The organism is Collimonas humicola, from assembly GCF_018304945.1.
GTDB classification, from domain to species: domain Bacteria; phylum Pseudomonadota; class Gammaproteobacteria; order Burkholderiales; family Burkholderiaceae_D; genus Collimonas; species Collimonas humicola.
On record NZ_JAGQEE010000006.1, the window covers coordinates 258,329 to 272,184 of the forward strand.

General features: G+C 62.0%; 12 protein-coding genes. 7 read left to right on the plus strand and 5 right to left on the minus strand.

The window, feature by feature from the left end:
* The first annotated feature begins 52 nt into the window (after positions 1-52).
* The 6 genes from KHU30_RS18625 to KHU30_RS18650 all read left to right on the plus strand — a co-directional run bounded on the left by KHU30_RS18625 (position 53) and on the right by KHU30_RS18650 (position 8,737).
* A complete protein-coding gene (locus KHU30_RS18625) occupies positions 53-4,261 on the plus strand; it encodes a YhdP family protein (RefSeq protein ID WP_230427457.1) in 4,209 nt (1,402 codons plus the stop codon).
* Between the two features lie 53 nt (positions 4,262-4,314).
* The gene (locus KHU30_RS18630; RefSeq protein WP_211444110.1) at positions 4,315-5,172 is read left to right on the plus strand and encodes a carbon-nitrogen hydrolase family protein; all 858 of its coding nucleotides are present in this window, start codon (positions 4,315-4,317) and stop codon (positions 5,170-5,172) included.
* 139 nt (positions 5,173-5,311) lie between these two features.
* A complete protein-coding gene (tldD, locus tag KHU30_RS18635; protein WP_211444111.1) occupies positions 5,312-6,772 on the plus strand; it encodes a metalloprotease TldD in 1,461 nt (486 codons plus the stop codon).
* Positions 6,773-6,776: 4 nt separating this feature from the next.
* Positions 6,777-7,259, plus strand: coding sequence for a GNAT family N-acetyltransferase (locus tag KHU30_RS18640; protein ID WP_230427458.1), 483 nt, complete (start codon positions 6,777-6,779; stop codon positions 7,257-7,259).
* 15 nt (positions 7,260-7,274) lie between these two features.
* Positions 7,275-8,297 (plus strand): cupin-like domain-containing protein, encoded by a 1,023-nt coding sequence (locus KHU30_RS18645; RefSeq protein WP_211444112.1) that lies wholly within the window; start codon positions 7,275-7,277, stop codon positions 8,295-8,297.
* Positions 8,298-8,365: 68 nt separating this feature from the next.
* Positions 8,366-8,737, plus strand: coding sequence for a cupin domain-containing protein (locus KHU30_RS18650; RefSeq protein WP_211444113.1), 372 nt, complete (start codon positions 8,366-8,368; stop codon positions 8,735-8,737).
* Between the two features lie 34 nt (positions 8,738-8,771).
* Here KHU30_RS18650 and KHU30_RS18655 read toward each other — a convergent pair whose 3' ends face one another.
* The 5 genes from KHU30_RS18655 to KHU30_RS18675 form a co-directional block, all read right to left on the minus strand.
* Positions 8,772-9,053: an Ada metal-binding domain-containing protein gene (locus tag KHU30_RS18655; RefSeq protein WP_211444114.1), complete on the minus strand. Its 282-nt coding sequence runs from the start codon at positions 9,051-9,053 to the stop codon at positions 8,772-8,774.
* Positions 9,043-10,128 (minus strand): bifunctional DNA-binding transcriptional regulator/O6-methylguanine-DNA methyltransferase Ada, encoded by a 1,086-nt coding sequence (gene ada / locus KHU30_RS18660; protein ID WP_211444115.1) that lies wholly within the window; start codon positions 10,126-10,128, stop codon positions 9,043-9,045. Before ada ends, KHU30_RS18655 begins: the two co-directional genes overlap by 11 nt.
* 88 nt (positions 10,129-10,216) lie before the next feature.
* Entirely contained in the window at positions 10,217-10,876 is a 660-nt protein-coding gene (locus KHU30_RS18665; protein WP_211444116.1) for a DNA-3-methyladenine glycosylase family protein, read from the minus strand.
* Entirely contained in the window at positions 10,876-11,529 is a 654-nt protein-coding gene (alkB, locus tag KHU30_RS18670; RefSeq protein ID WP_211444117.1) for a DNA oxidative demethylase AlkB, read from the minus strand. Before alkB ends, KHU30_RS18665 begins: the two co-directional genes overlap by 1 nt.
* 9 nt (positions 11,530-11,538) lie before the next feature.
* Positions 11,539-12,282 carry a 2OG-Fe(II) oxygenase gene (locus KHU30_RS18675; protein WP_407928106.1) on the minus strand — a complete coding sequence of 248 codons (744 nt, stop codon included), beginning with the start codon at positions 12,280-12,282 and terminating at the stop codon, positions 11,539-11,541.
* Positions 12,283-12,514: 232 nt separating this feature from the next.
* On the opposite strand from KHU30_RS18675, the gene KHU30_RS18680 reads away from it, so the two are divergent.
* Positions 12,515-13,720, plus strand: coding sequence for an MFS transporter (locus tag KHU30_RS18680; RefSeq protein WP_211444118.1), 1,206 nt, complete (start codon positions 12,515-12,517; stop codon positions 13,718-13,720).
* The last annotated feature ends 136 nt before the right edge of the window (positions 13,721-13,856 follow it).

The window sequence follows — 13,856 nt, forward strand, 5'->3', positions numbered from 1 at the left end:
GATGCTGTCATCTTATTCTATCTTGAGCTCTCTATTTTACCGATTCTGATTGATGTTGGAACAACAACCAAATTTACCGCCAGCTAGCCGACTTGCAATCTGCTGGCGCGCCGGAATTGCCACCTACAAGCACCTGAACCTGGTAACGCACCACTTGCTGGGCGCCTTGCTGAAGCTGCTGATCGTGGCGTATTTCCTGTTTTGCGGGCTGTTCCTCGGTTTGCGCTACGTGGTGCTGCCGAATATCGGCTACTACAAGGCGGAAGTCGAGCAAATCGCCAGCAAGGCTGCCGGCAACCCGATTTCGATCGGCGCCTTGCAAGCATCCTGGCACGGTTTGCAGCCGCACCTGACCTTGGACAACGTGGTCATCCACGATAAAGGCGGCCAGGCAGCGCTGACCTTGCCGCAGGTGGCGGCGACCATTTCGTGGCGCTCGCTGCTGGTGGGCGGGGTCAGGCTGGCGGCGCTGGAAATCAACAGCCCGGATCTGCAGATCGAGCGCGATACGCAGGGCAATCTGTTCGTCGGCGGCATCCTGGTCAATTCCAAGGAAAAGAACGACGGCGCGGGCGCCGAATGGCTGCTGGCGCAGCACCGGATTGTCATCCGCAATGGCCAGCTGCGCTGGCGCGACGATCTGCGCAAGGCGCCTGAACTGACGCTTACCAATATTGATCTGGTTTTGCAGAACCGCTGGCGCCGCCATCAGTTGTCGGTGCGGGCGACGCCGCCGGCCGCATTTGCCGCGCCGCTCGATGTGCGCGCCAATTTCGTCCATCCGGTATTCGCGCAGAAAACCGCCGACGTCAAACGCTGGACCGGTACGCTGTATGCCAATCTGCACGATACCGATCTGGCGGTCTGGAAAGACTATTTCGATTACCCGCTGGAATTGACGCAGGGCAGGGGCTCGCTGCAAGCCTGGCTCGATCTCGACCATGCCAAGGTGAGCAACTTTACCGCCGATCTGCAACTGACCGATTTGTCGATGCGGCTGCGGCGCGATTTGCAGCCGCTGGCGCTGGAAAATGTCAGCGGCCGCGTATCCGCCCGTGAAATGCTGGGGCAGCAGCCGTTGCTGCAGGACGATGCCGCGGCTTTCGGCGCCAACGGCCATGCCATCGAGCTCACCGATTTTTCCCTGAAGACGGCGGATGGCCTGACGCTGCCGCGCACCAGCATCAGCGAAACCTATGCGCCGGCGCAGGGCAAGGCGGGGGAGAAATATACCTTGCAGGCCAAGGCATTGGATCTGCAGACCCTGGCCAGCTTTGCCCAGCGCCTGCCGCTGACGGCGCCGCAGATCAAGATGATCGACGACTTTGCGCCGCGCGGCCAGCTGCGCGATTTTTCCGCGCAATGGCAGGGTGCTTATCCGGCCATTACCGCCTACAGCGCAAAGGGCCGCTTCGAGGGCCTGACCATCAACCCGCAGCCGCCGCGCGCGGCCCAGCCGAAGACCGCCAGCCAGCCGGCGCAGGCTGCGGTGCCTGGCATTCCCGGGGTCGATAACCTGAGCGGCAGCATCAATGCCAACCAGGATGGCGGCAGCCTGAACCTGGCGTCGGAAAAAATGCAGTTGAATCTGCCCGGATTTTTTGAGGATCCCTTGCTGCCGTTCGACAAACTGGATATGAAAGCCAGCTGGGCCTTCCAGCAAAAGAATGTGCTGCTGAAGATCGACAGCATGGATTTCGTCCAGGATGGCGTGGTGGGTTCCCTGTCGGGCAGCCATCTGCTGCCTATGCAGGACCGGCACGGCGTCGCGCTGGGGATGATCGACATGAGCGCCACCCTGAGCGGATTCGACCTCAAGAAAATCGGCCGCTATCTGCCTATCCATACGCCGGAACACCTGCATAACTGGCTGGTCGGCGCGCTGAAGGAAGGCAGTGCCAAGGACGTGGCGATCAAGATCAAGGGCGACCTGGCTGATTTTCCATTCCGCACGGATACGCCGAACGCCAAGCCGAAGGGCGAGTTCAGCGTCGCCGGCAAAATAGAAAACGGCACGCTGGAATATGAGCCCGGCCATTTCGGCCAGGATGGCAAGCAACCGCTGTGGCCCTTGCTGGAAAAAATAGACGGCACCTTTTCCCTGGAGCGTACGCGCCTGCAGATCAAGGCAGCCAGCGCCCAGACCTCGGCGGTCGGCGTGAGCGAGGTCACCGCCACGGTGCCGGACCTGTCGTCGCACGACGAGATGCTGATAATCGACGGCAATGCCGCCGGCGCCTTGCAGGACTTCCTGCAATTCACTAACAATAGTCCGGTGCTGCACTGGATCGATGGCTTTACCAGCGAATCGCAAGGCAAGGGCAACGCCAAGCTGCAGCTGAACCTGCAAATACCGCTGGCGCATGCGATCGACACCAAGGTTACCGGCGTCCTGCAGTTCCTCAACAATGACGTAGTCTTGCAAAAGATCATTCCGCCTATCGCCAATGCCAGCGGCAAGCTTGAATTCAATGAAAAGGGCTTCAACCTGAACGGCATCAAGGGCAACCTGCTGGGCGGCCCGGTGCAGGCCAGCGGCGGCACCCAGCCGGATCGCCAGACCGTGATCAAGATCGAAGGCACTGGCGGGATCGACGGTTTGCGCGCGATGTATCCCTATCCGGCGATGCAAAAGCTGCTGTCCCATGCCAGCGGCAACAGCCGCTACAGCGCGACCGTCGCGGTCCGCGACCATCATCCGGAACTGCTGATCGAATCCAGCCTGCAGGGCATCGCCCTGGATTTCCCGGAACCGCTGCGCAAGAGCGTCAACGATGCCATGCCGCTGAAATTCGAGTGGCTGGGCGTCGCCTCCGACGATGCCGCAACAGCCCGCGATGAGCTCCGGCTGGCGCTGGGCTCCGGCATTGTCGCGCGTTATCAGCGGCAAAAGCCGGTGGCCAAGGCTGAGAATGGCGTTGCCGCTCCGGTGAGCAAGGCGGCCGACTGGAAGGTGGTGCGCGGCGGCATCGGCATCAATACGCCGGCGCCGGAACCGGACAGCGGGCTGGCGATCAACCTCAATGCCAAGACGCTCAACCTGGATGCCTGGAACAACCTGGCCAGCGCCTTGAACGAGAGCAGCGCCGCGAAGGCGGGCGAGGAATCGGCCTTGGCCGGCGTGGCGCAATATGCGGAACCGAGCCTGGTGTCGGTGCGCGCCAACCAGCTGGTGTTGCTGGGCAAGACGCTGGACAACGTGGTGGTGGGCGCCTCGCACCAGAAGAATGCCTGGCAGGTCAATATCGATTCCAAACAAGCTTCCGGCTATGTCACCTGGAGCGCATCGCCCAGCGGCCGCGGTCTCGGCAAGGTGACTGCGCGCCTGTCCTCGCTGATCATTCCGCAGGGCGGCGAATCGGATGTCGGCGAGGTGCTGGAGGGCAAGGGAGGCTCTACTCAGATTCCGGGGCTGGACATTGTCGCCGACGATTTCCAGCTGCTCGGCAAGAAGCTCGGACGGCTGGAGCTGAGCGCCAACAATGTGCGCGCCAATGTCGGCAGCGAATGGCGCATCCATAAACTGTCGATCAAGAATCCGGACGCTGAATTGAAGGCCGACGGCAAATGGACCACGGTCGACGGCGACAACACTACCAGCCTGACCTATGCCATGGATATCACCGACGCCGGCAAGCTGCTGGATCGTTTCGGATTCGCCCACGTGCTGCGCGCCGCCAAGGGACGCATGGATGGCGAGGTCAGCTGGAAGGGGTTACCGTTTACCATGGATATCCCGTCGCTCTCGGGCCAGGTCAACCTGGACATGGCTTCCGGCCAGTTCCTGAAAGTCGATCCCGGCGCCGCCAAGCTGCTGGGCGTGCTGAGCCTGCAATCCCTGCCGCGCCGGCTGACCCTGGATTTCCGCGACATCTTTTCCGAGGGCTTCGCCTTCGACAGCGTGGTTGGGACCGCCACGATTGCGCAGGGCAAGGCGCATACCGACAACTTCAAGATGCGCGGCGTCAGCGCCACCGTATTGATGGACGGCGTCGCCGATATTGCAAGGGAAACCCAGGACCTGCACGTGGCGGTGCTGCCGGAAATCAATGCCGGCACCGCTTCGGTGGTGGCGCTGGCGATCAATCCGGTGATCGGTATCGGCACTTTCCTGGCGCAGCTGTTCCTGCGCGACCCGCTGATGAGAGCTTTTACCTTTGAATATAATATTACCGGCGGCTGGACCGATCCCGTGGTGACTAAGATCGACCACAAGGCAGACGCCCCGGCGGCCACGCCGGAACTGTCGTCCGGTCGCTAATGCCGGGCAGCCGTCCCGTATCGTTTGCCGCTTCAGAGCAGGAGTGCAGAGCCATGAGTCAAGCCGATAATCAAGCCAATAATCAAGCCAATTCGCCGCCAGACCGTTCAAGCGGATTCCAGGTCGCCGCCGTCCAGATGGTGTCGACGCCGGTGCTGGAAGAAAATTTCAATACTGCGCGCCGCCTGGTGGCCGAGGCCGCCGGCCAGGGCGCGCAGCTGGTGCTGCTGCCGGAATACTGGCCGATCATGGGCATGCATGAAACCGATAAGCTGACCTGTGCCGAAGCGCTCGGCCAGGGTCCGATCCAGAACCTGATGGCCCAGCTGGCGGAGCAGCACGGCATCTGGCTGATCGGCGGCACCTTGCCGATGATCGCCAACGAAGCCGGCAAGGTGCTCAACACCACGTTGGTGTATGGCCCGCAAGGCCAGCGCGTCAGCCGCTACGACAAGATCCATCTGTTCAGTTTCACCAAAGGCGCGGAATCGTATGATGAAGCGCGCACCATCGTGTACGGCGACGATGTCGTTAGTTTCCAGGCGCCGTTCGGCAAGGTCGGCTTGTCGGTCTGCTACGACCTGCGTTTCCCCGAGTTGTACCGCGCGCTGGGCGACTGCACGCTGATCGTGGTGCCGGCGGCCTTTACCTATACCACCGGCAATGCCCACTGGGAAACATTGCTGCGCGCACGCGCCATTGAAAACCAGTGCTATGTGCTGGCCGCGGCGCAAGGCGGCATACATCCCAACGGCCGCCGCACCTGGGGCCACAGCATGCTGATCGACCCATGGGGCGAAGTTAAATCGGTGCTGGCCGAGGGAGAAGGACTTGTCAGCGGCAGCATCGACCCCCATTTCCTTAAGGGAGTGCGAGAGAGCCTGCCTGCATTGCTGCACCGTAAGTTATAGTCATTGTTGGCGATTCGCTATCTTTCGCCGGGCTGCCGAGACGCCCCAAGGGGCCGCCAATGCACCATGCGCGGCCGGATGCTCTACAATCCGCACTAAGGCCACCCGCATTAACTCCACCCTATATAGCCGGAATACCATGAAACCATTTGAACCAAACCTGGGCACTTTAGCCATCGCTCGCGATATTTTACTGACGCCGTTCGGGCTGGACGAGTCGAGCTTGCTGAAAGCGCTGGGGACTATGTTCACCCATAAGGTCGATTACGCCGACCTGTACTTCCAGTTCACCAAGAGCGAGGGCTGGAGCCTGGAAGAGGGCATCGTCAAGACCGGCAGTTTCTCTATCGACCAGGGCGTCGGCGTACGGGCGATTTCCGGCGACAAGACGGCGTTTTCCTATTCCGATGAAATTTCCGAGCGTGCGCTGCACGACGCCGCAGTGGCGACGCGCACCATCGCGCGCCAAGGCGCAGGCAAGATCAAGATCGCCGCCGGCATGCAGCAAAGCGGCGGCCGTTCGCTGTATCTGCCGCACGACCCGCTGGTGTCGATGGACGCCACCGAGAAAGTCAAGTTGCTGGAGCGGGTGGAACGCATGGCGCGCGCCAAGGATCCGCGCGTGGTGCAGGTCATGGCCGGCCTGGCGGCGGAATACGATGTGGTGCTGGTGGCGCGCAGCGACGGCGTCATCGCCGCCGATATCCGGCCATTGGTGCGGCTGTCGGTGACGGTCATCGTCGAACAGAACGGCCGCCGCGAAACCGGCAGCAGCGGCGGCGGCGGCCGCTATAGCTACGACTATTTCAGCGACGCCCTGATCGGGCAATATGCCGAGGATGCGGTTTCTTCCGCACTGGTCAACCTGGACGCGCGTCCGGCACCGGCAGGTCCGATGACAGTAGTGCTCGGCCCTGGCTGGCCCGGCATCCTGCTGCACGAAGCAATCGGCCACGGCCTTGAAGGCGACTTTAACCGCAAAGGCTCAAGCACCTTCTCCGGCCGCATCGGCGAGCGCGTCGCCGCCAAGGGCGTCACCGTGGTCGACGACGGCACCATCGCCGACCGCCGCGGTTCGCTGAACATCGACGACGAAGGCAATCCCAGCCAGTGCACCACCCTGATTGAAGACGGCATTCTGAAGGGCTATATCCAGGACACCATGAACGCCCGCCTGATGAAGATGCCGGTCACCGGCAATGCGCGCCGCGAGTCGTTCGCCCATCTGCCGATGCCGCGCATGACCAATACCTACATGCTGGCCGGCGACAAGGATCCGGCGGAGATCCTCGCATCGGTGAAAAACGGCTTGTACGCGGTCAATTTCGGCGGCGGCCAGGTCGACATCACCAACGGCAAGTTCGTGTTCTCGGCCAGCGAAGCCTACATGATCGAAAACGGCAAGGTCACCTATCCGGTCAAGGGCGCAACCCTGATCGGCAACGGTCCTGACGTCTTGAACCGGGTCTCCATGATCGGCAGCGACATGCAGCTCGATCCGGGCGTCGGCGTGTGCGGCAAGGAAGGCCAGAGCGTGCCGGTAGGCGTCGGCCAGCCGACCCTGCGCATCGATGGCGTGACCGTCGGCGGGACGGCCTGACAAGATGGCGCAACCAGCATTGATGCAATGGCGCTGGCTGCCGTTCCAGGACTTGAGCGCCGCGCAATTGTATGCGGCGATGCAATTGCGCCAGCGTGTGTTCGTGGTGGAGCAAACCTGCGTATTCCTCGATGCCGATGGTCTCGACCAGGAAGCCTGGCATGGCCTGGGATATCTGCCGGACGGCGGGCTGGGCGCGTATGCGCGCATCGTGCCGCCGGGTAAAGCCTTTCACCTGCCGTCGATAGGGCGGGTAGTCACTGCGCCGGAACTGCGCGGCAAGAGCGCAGGCCATGAGCTGATGCAGCAGGCGATGGCGCAGACCGCAAAGCTGTTCCCCGGGCAGGACGTCAAGATCGGAGCGCAAGCGCACCTGCAGCGCTTTTATGGCCGTTTTGGCTTCGCAGCGGTCGGCGAGCTGTACGACGAAGACGGCATTGCGCACATCCACATGATTGCGCCGCCGGCTGCCCTTGCGGCAACGTAATCATAAGGATGCTGAATGAGCCATAAGTTGCCATCCATTCCCGAACGCTTCAATGTCGACGACAGAACGTTCATGGAAGAGATCGCTGCGCAATACAAGCCTGTGGTTTTGCGCGGTTACGTAAGAAACTGGCCGGCGGTGCAGTTGGCGCGGACCTCGGACGAAGCAATCTGCGCTTATTTGAAGAAACTGGATAACGGCAGCGACGTCGACGCCATCATGACGCGGCCGGAGGTCAAGGGCCGCATCTTCTACGACGAAGCCATGAACGGTTTCAATTATCTGCGCAACCGCCTGCCGGTATCGGCGATTCTCGACCAGCTGCAGCGTTATCGCTCCTTCCCCAATCCGCCGGCGGTCGCCGCGCAAAGTGCGCTGATCGCCAATTGCCTGCCGGGCTTCCTGGACGAGAATCAATTGTCGCTGCTTGGTCCCGAGGTGATCCCGCGGATATGGATAGGCAATGCGGTGACCACCCCCGCGCATTTCGACGACGCCCACAATATCGCCTGCGTGGTCAGCGGCAAGCGCCGCTTTACCTTGTTTCCGCCGGAGCAGATCGGCAACCTGTATATCGGGCCGGTGGATTTTGCACCGACCGGCGCGCCGATCAGCATGGTGTCGCTGAACGCGCCGGACTTCGGCAAGCATCCCAAGTTCAGGGATGCGCTGGCGGCGGCGCAAGTGGCCGAGCTGGAAGCGGGCGATGCGCTCTACATACCGCCGCTGTGGTGGCATCACGTCGAGTCGCTGCAGGCTTGCAATATCCTCGTCAATTACTGGTGGGGCGGCGCGGTCGGCACGGCGGATTCTATCCATTCAGGCTTTGACAGCCTGATGCTGGCGCTGCTCAACCTGAAACGCCGGGCGCCCGCCTACCGCCAGGCCTGGGCCGCCGTCTTCAACCACTACGTGTTTGACGAGAACGACGATGTTGCCGCCCATATCCCGCCGCACCGGCATGGGATCCTGGGAAACATGTCGGCTGAGCAAGAGCAGCAGGTGAGGAATTACCTGGCGAACAAGCTGAAAGGCTAGGGCTTGCTTTGCCAGTCAATGACAGATGGCTGCATTGGCTGAAACGAATCAACATCAATGGATGCAACATGACAAACATTACCTCACCCAAGGAAATCGCCGCCTCGCTGACGGAACACTGGTCGCCGCGCGTCGTGGCGGAAGTCGACGATGCGTATATCAAGGTGGCCAAGGTCAAAGGCTCCCTGGCCTGGCACAGCCACGACAATGAAGATGAATTGTTCCTCATCCTCAAGGGGCATTTGCGGATTGAAATGGAACAGGGTTCGGTCGAGCTTTCCGAGGGCGAGATGTTTGTCGTGCCTAAAGGCGTGCGGCATAATCCTGTCGCCGAGGAAGAGTGCCACCTCATGCTGATCGAGCGGAAGTCGACGCTCCATACCGGCGATGTGGTGAGCGAGAAAACACGTTCGCTGGCTGAGCAGCTGCGGCCCGTATGATTGACGTGAGCTACGCTTTCTTGCGTAGCATCGATCAGATTTTTTTTGCCTTCCAGGCCGCATAATCCCGCGGCAGGCAAACGGCGCAAGGCCGGTAGCCGGCTGCTTCAGCGTCGGCCTTGTCCAGGAAGAACACCCGCTGCTTGACATATCCGCCTCTGGCGATCGCCTGCAGCGCCGCGCGGCAGTCGAGGCGGCCATAGATGCGGCTGCGGCGATGGCCGCCCAGGCTGCCCGCCTGCGCGCTGTCATAGCTCTGGCCGTCCGGACCTGTCAGATGCCAGGTCCGGACGGCGTTGCCAGTTTTAGTTCTCAATCGCGGCTTCCCGTTCCAGCAGGGCGCGCTTGCGCTCCACGCCCCAGCGGTAGCCGGAACCGCTGCCGTCGCTGCGTATCACGCGATGGCAGGGAATCGCCACCGCCAGGGAGTTGGCGGCACAGGCTTGCGCAACCGCGCGGACGGCTTTGGGCGAGCCGATGCGGGCGGCGATTTCAGCGTAACTCGCTGTGCTGCCGGCGGGGATTTCGCGCAAGGCCTGCCATACCCGTTGCTGGAACGCCGTGCCGCGCACATCCAGCGGCAGATCGAGGCCGAGTGCCGGCGCTTCGATAAAGCCGACCACTTGCGCCACCAGCTGCTCGAAATCATGGTCGGCGCCGATCAGATGGGCGCGCGGGAATTTATCCTGCAGGTCATGGGCCAGCGCGTTCGGATCGTCGCCCAGCAGGATCGCGCAGACGCCGCGAGCGCTTTGCGCCACCAGGATGGCGCCCAGCGAACATTCGCCGATGGCGAAGCGGATCTCGGTGTTGGCGCCGCCGGCGCGGTAGTCGGTCGGCTTCATGCCCAGCACTTTTCCAGAGGCTTCGTAGAAGCGGCTATTCGAGTTGAAGCCGGCGTCGTAGATGGCCTCGGTGACGGAATGGCTACGGCTCAGATGGTCGCGCACCTTCCTGGCGCGGTTGGCGTCGGCATACCCTTTCGGCGTCAAACCGGTGACAGCTTTGAATACGCGGTGGAAGTGATACACGCTAAGGCCTGCATCGGCCGCGAGCATTTCCAGGCTGGGCAGTTCCAGCGCGGTCTCGATGCTGCGGCAGGCGGCGGCGACCAGTTCGGCGTGCTGGGCTGCGACAGAGGTCTGGTCGGCGCCGCGTTTGCTGGGCCGGTAGCCGGCCGCTTCGGCGGCCGCCGGCGTGTCGAAGAATTCCACGTTTTCGGGACGCGGCAAGCGGGTCGGGCTGCTCGGACGGCAGTACACGCCGGTGGTTTTGACAGCGTACACAAACAATTTGTCTGCAGCGGGATCTCTGGCCAGCACCGCGTTCCAGCGCGGATCGCGCTCGGCGGCTTGCTTGGCGGTGTACTGGTGTGACGTCAGGGTTCGCATATCGGCTTCCGGTTGGATTGGTGTAGCTCTACTTTAGCCAAGCGGCTGGCTGCCTGCACTCCGGGTCTTGCTTTCAAATTCACGTAATCTATTCAGCGGCGGGAGCTTTCGGCAGACGCCACAAGTACCAGGACGCTACGGTGCGATAAGGGCTCCAGGCCAGGCCGATTTCGCTGATCTGTTTTTTAGTCGGCGTCTGCGCCAGGTTTTTCAGGCGGCGGTAGCCTTCGCGCACGCCGAAATCGTCGGCCGGCAAGATGTCCGAGCGCTCCAACGTATAAATCAGCAGCATCTCGACGGTCCAGCGGCCAACGCCGCGCAGCGGCAGCAGCCTTTCGATCAAGGCCTCGTCGCTCATCTTCAGGGCTTCCTTGCGCACAGGAACCACGCCATCCAGCGCGGCTTGCGCGATGCCATGGATGGTGGCGATCTTGCCGGCGGAAAATCCGCAGCTGCGCAGTGTCGCGACGTCGGTAGCCAGCAGCTGCTGCGCCGTCGGGAAATTAGCTTCGCCCTGGTCGCCATACAGCGCCAGCATGCGGCCAAGGATGGCGTCGCCGGCGCGCACATGCAACTGCTGATAGGCGATCGCGCGCACCAGCGCCTGGTACGGTTCGCGCGCCGGCTTGGCGGCGTGACGGCAGGGACCGATGCTGGCAATGTGGCGCGCCCAGTCCTGGTCCAGCGCTGACAGGAAAGTCTCTGCGCGGCGATAAGCGGCTTCCGAAATATCTGCGGCAATCTTCACTAGGCTACCTTGCGAAAAGTGAGGTTGATGCGCTGCCGGCCCAGCAAGGGATGCTCGGCTTCCTTCAGCGGCAGTATGCCGTGAAAGCGCAAGCGGTCGGGGCCTCCCCACACCACGACATCGCCGTGGAACAGCGGCACCCTGGCAGCCTTGTCGCTGCGCGCATTGCCGCCGAACAGGAACATCGCCGGAATGCCCAGCGATACCGAGACGATAGGCGCGCCATAGTCGAGCTCATCCTTGTCTTGATGCAGCGTCAGCCTGGTTCCCGGCGCATAGCGGTTGACCAGGCAAGCTTCGGGAACGAAGCCATCGTAGCCGGCTTGGGCGGCGGCGCTTTGCGCCAGCTGCAGGAAGCTGGCTGGCATCGCCGGCCAGTGCTTGCCGTTGTCCGGATCGATGGGGCTGTAGCGATAGCCGCGGCGGTCGCTGGTCCAGCCGAGGGCGCCGCAGCAGGTCATGGCGACCGACATGCGGAAACCGCCCGGCGTCACCAGGTGGCGGAACGGCGATGCGCGTTCGATCAGCGCCAGCGCCGGCAGCAACTGTTGCACGTAAGGCAGGGCGAAGGCGCGCAGGACGAAGGCGCCTGCGGCCAGTTGTTCCTGGCGCTGTTCGGTCGGTTCCAGCGAATCAAATAAATCGAGAGTCATGCTGTCTTTTCATTGAGCATCGTGAAAAATCACGCCTAAGGTGTGCCGTGTCCCGGAACGGATGCGGCTGACGCCATGCCGTAAATTTACCCTATATGCGCCGCGCTGGCCTTGCAGCGGCCGATTGTTGACCGCGAAGATCACCGCATCGCCCCGGGCGAGCGGAACGACTTCCGCGCGCGACTGCATGCGCGGCCGCTGTTCGGTCATCACGAACTCGCCGCCGCTGAAATCCTGCCCCGGCTGCGACAGCAGTATCGCCGCCTGCAAGGGGAATACATGTTCGCCATACAAATCCTGGTGCAGGCAGTTGTAGTCGCCCGCGCCATACTGCAGCATCAGCGGCGTCGGCCGCAGCTGGCCTGCGGCATGGCAGCGGGCGATGAAATCGGCATGCTGCCGAGGGAAGCGGACATCGATATTCATGGCGGCGTGCCAGCGGTTGGCAATCGCCACCACCTGCGGATACAGCATGCTGCGCAGGTCGCCGACCAGGTCTGGCAGCGGATAGTTGAAATACTGATATTCGCCGCGGCCGAAGCCGTGGCGTTCCATCACGATACGGCTGCGGAACAGATCCTTGCGGGCGTAAAGCGCAATCAGCGCCTGGCATTCCTGCGGTGTCAGCAGCTGCTTCAGCAGAGCGCTGCCGTAACTGTCCAGGTCGAGTGCAATGGCGTCCCAGTCTGCGCCGCCGATCCGTTCTGCGATTGAGGCATGGCTGCCAGCCGCCGCGCGCAATGTATTCATCATTTCTCCGTATCGGTTCGATTGCAGCCAGTATAGGCAGGCGGTCCGGCGCGCCGCACCCCGACTCTTGCGGTCAAATTCGGAGATGCAACGGCTTTATGAAATTACTGCGGGATAATCATTAAATTCTCTATATATTTGATTTAAGGTCAAATATGTATTGCCGGCACGGTGGTTTTTCTTTGCCTTTGCAGCGCTCAAACTGCATGGCGTTAAATGACAACAGGAAACCATCATGCCACTTGCACTCTGGGCGCTCACACTCAGCGCTTTTGCCATAGGAACCACCGAATTCGTGATTGTCGGACTGATTCCCACCATTGCCGCCAGCCTTGGCGTCTCCGTACCTTCCGCCGGCCTGCTCGTCAGCCTCTACGCGCTTGGCGTCGCGGTCGGCGCACCGGTGCTCACCGCGCTGACCGGCCGCGTGCCGCGCAAGCATTTGCTGCTGGGTTTGATGGCGCTGTTCACCATCGGCAACCTGGTGGCGTGGATGGCGCCGGGTTATGAAGCCCTGATGGCGGCGCGCGTCCTGACAGGCCTGGCGCACGGCGTGTTTTTTTCCATCGGCTCGACCATCGCTACCAGCCTGGTGCCCAAGGAAAAGGCGGCCAGCGCGATCGCCATCATGTTCACCGGCCTGACCGTGGCGCTGGTGACCGGCGTGCCGCTGGGGACCTGGATCGGCCAGACCTGGGGCTGGCAGTCGACTTTCCTGGCCGTGTCGCTGCTGGGCGTGATCGCCTTTGCCGGCAGCTGGATGCTGGTGCCGGATGATATTGCGGGCAGCAAGCCGGCCTCGCTGCTGACCCAGGCCGCCGTGCTGAAGAAGCCGCGCCTGCTGCTGGTGTACGCGATCACGGCGCTGGGTTATGGCGGCTCCTTCATCGCTTTTACCTATCTTGCGCCGATCTTGCAGGAGATATCAGGATTTTCCGCTTCGACCGTCAGCCTGGTAATGCTGGTATATGGCGTTTCGGTAGCCTTCGGCAATATCTGGGGCGGCAAGCTGGCTGACAGGAGGGGGCCGGTACGCGCCTTGCAGCTCGTCTTCGCTTCGCTGGCGGCCGTCCTGTTTGCGCTGACCTTCACGGCAGCCAATCCGTGGCTGGCGGTGCTGACGGTGCTGGCCTGGGGCGCTTTTGCCTTCGGCAATGTGCCTGGCTTGCAGGTGTATGTCGTGCAACAGGCTGAACGGCATGCGCCGCGGGCAGTGGACGTGGCTTCCGGCCTGAATATCGCCGCTTTCAACGTCGGCATTGCATTCGGCGCCTGGGGCGGCGGCCTGATCGTCAGCCATCTGGGCTTGATGGCGACGCCGTGGATAGGCGCGATCGTGGTGCTGGGCGCGCTGGGACTGACTTCGCTGGCGGGGCGGCTGGACCGGCGTGACGGGATTGCGCCTATCGTTGGGTCGGGCCATGCGGTCGCCATGCATTAACTCTTGAAGTCGTGATTTCAAGCGTCGGCATTGTTTTTTTGCATATAGATAATGTGGTAATCCTGGCCTTGCCAAATTTCTAGAATTACTGCACTATTGGGCTTGATTTTAATAAGCCTTTACTGAACACCATGTC

Excerpts from the sequence above, each read along its gene's own strand:
- ada (WP_211444115.1), bottom strand. The coding sequence starts at position 10,128 with ATGCGAACCCTGACGTCACACCAGTACACCGCCAAGCAAGCCGCCGAG.
- KHU30_RS18625 (WP_230427457.1), top strand. The coding sequence starts at position 53 with ATGTTGGAACAACAACCAAATTTACCGCCAGCTAGCCGACTTGCAATC.
- KHU30_RS18680 (WP_211444118.1), top strand. The coding sequence starts at position 12,515 with ATGCCACTTGCACTCTGGGCGCTCACACTCAGCGCTTTTGCCATAGGA.
- alkB (WP_211444117.1), bottom strand. The coding sequence starts at position 11,529 with ATGACTCTCGATTTATTTGATTCGCTGGAACCGACCGAACAGCGCCAG.
- KHU30_RS18675 (WP_407928106.1), bottom strand. The coding sequence starts at position 12,282 with ATGATGAATACATTGCGCGCGGCGGCTGGCAGCCATGCCTCAATCGCA.
- KHU30_RS18650 (WP_211444113.1), top strand. The coding sequence starts at position 8,366 with ATGACAAACATTACCTCACCCAAGGAAATCGCCGCCTCGCTGACGGAA.
- KHU30_RS18640 (WP_230427458.1), top strand. The coding sequence starts at position 6,777 with ATGGCGCAACCAGCATTGATGCAATGGCGCTGGCTGCCGTTCCAGGAC.
- KHU30_RS18630 (WP_211444110.1), top strand. The coding sequence starts at position 4,315 with ATGAGTCAAGCCGATAATCAAGCCAATAATCAAGCCAATTCGCCGCCA.
- KHU30_RS18645 (WP_211444112.1), top strand. The coding sequence starts at position 7,275 with ATGAGCCATAAGTTGCCATCCATTCCCGAACGCTTCAATGTCGACGAC.
- tldD (WP_211444111.1), top strand. The coding sequence starts at position 5,312 with ATGAAACCATTTGAACCAAACCTGGGCACTTTAGCCATCGCTCGCGAT.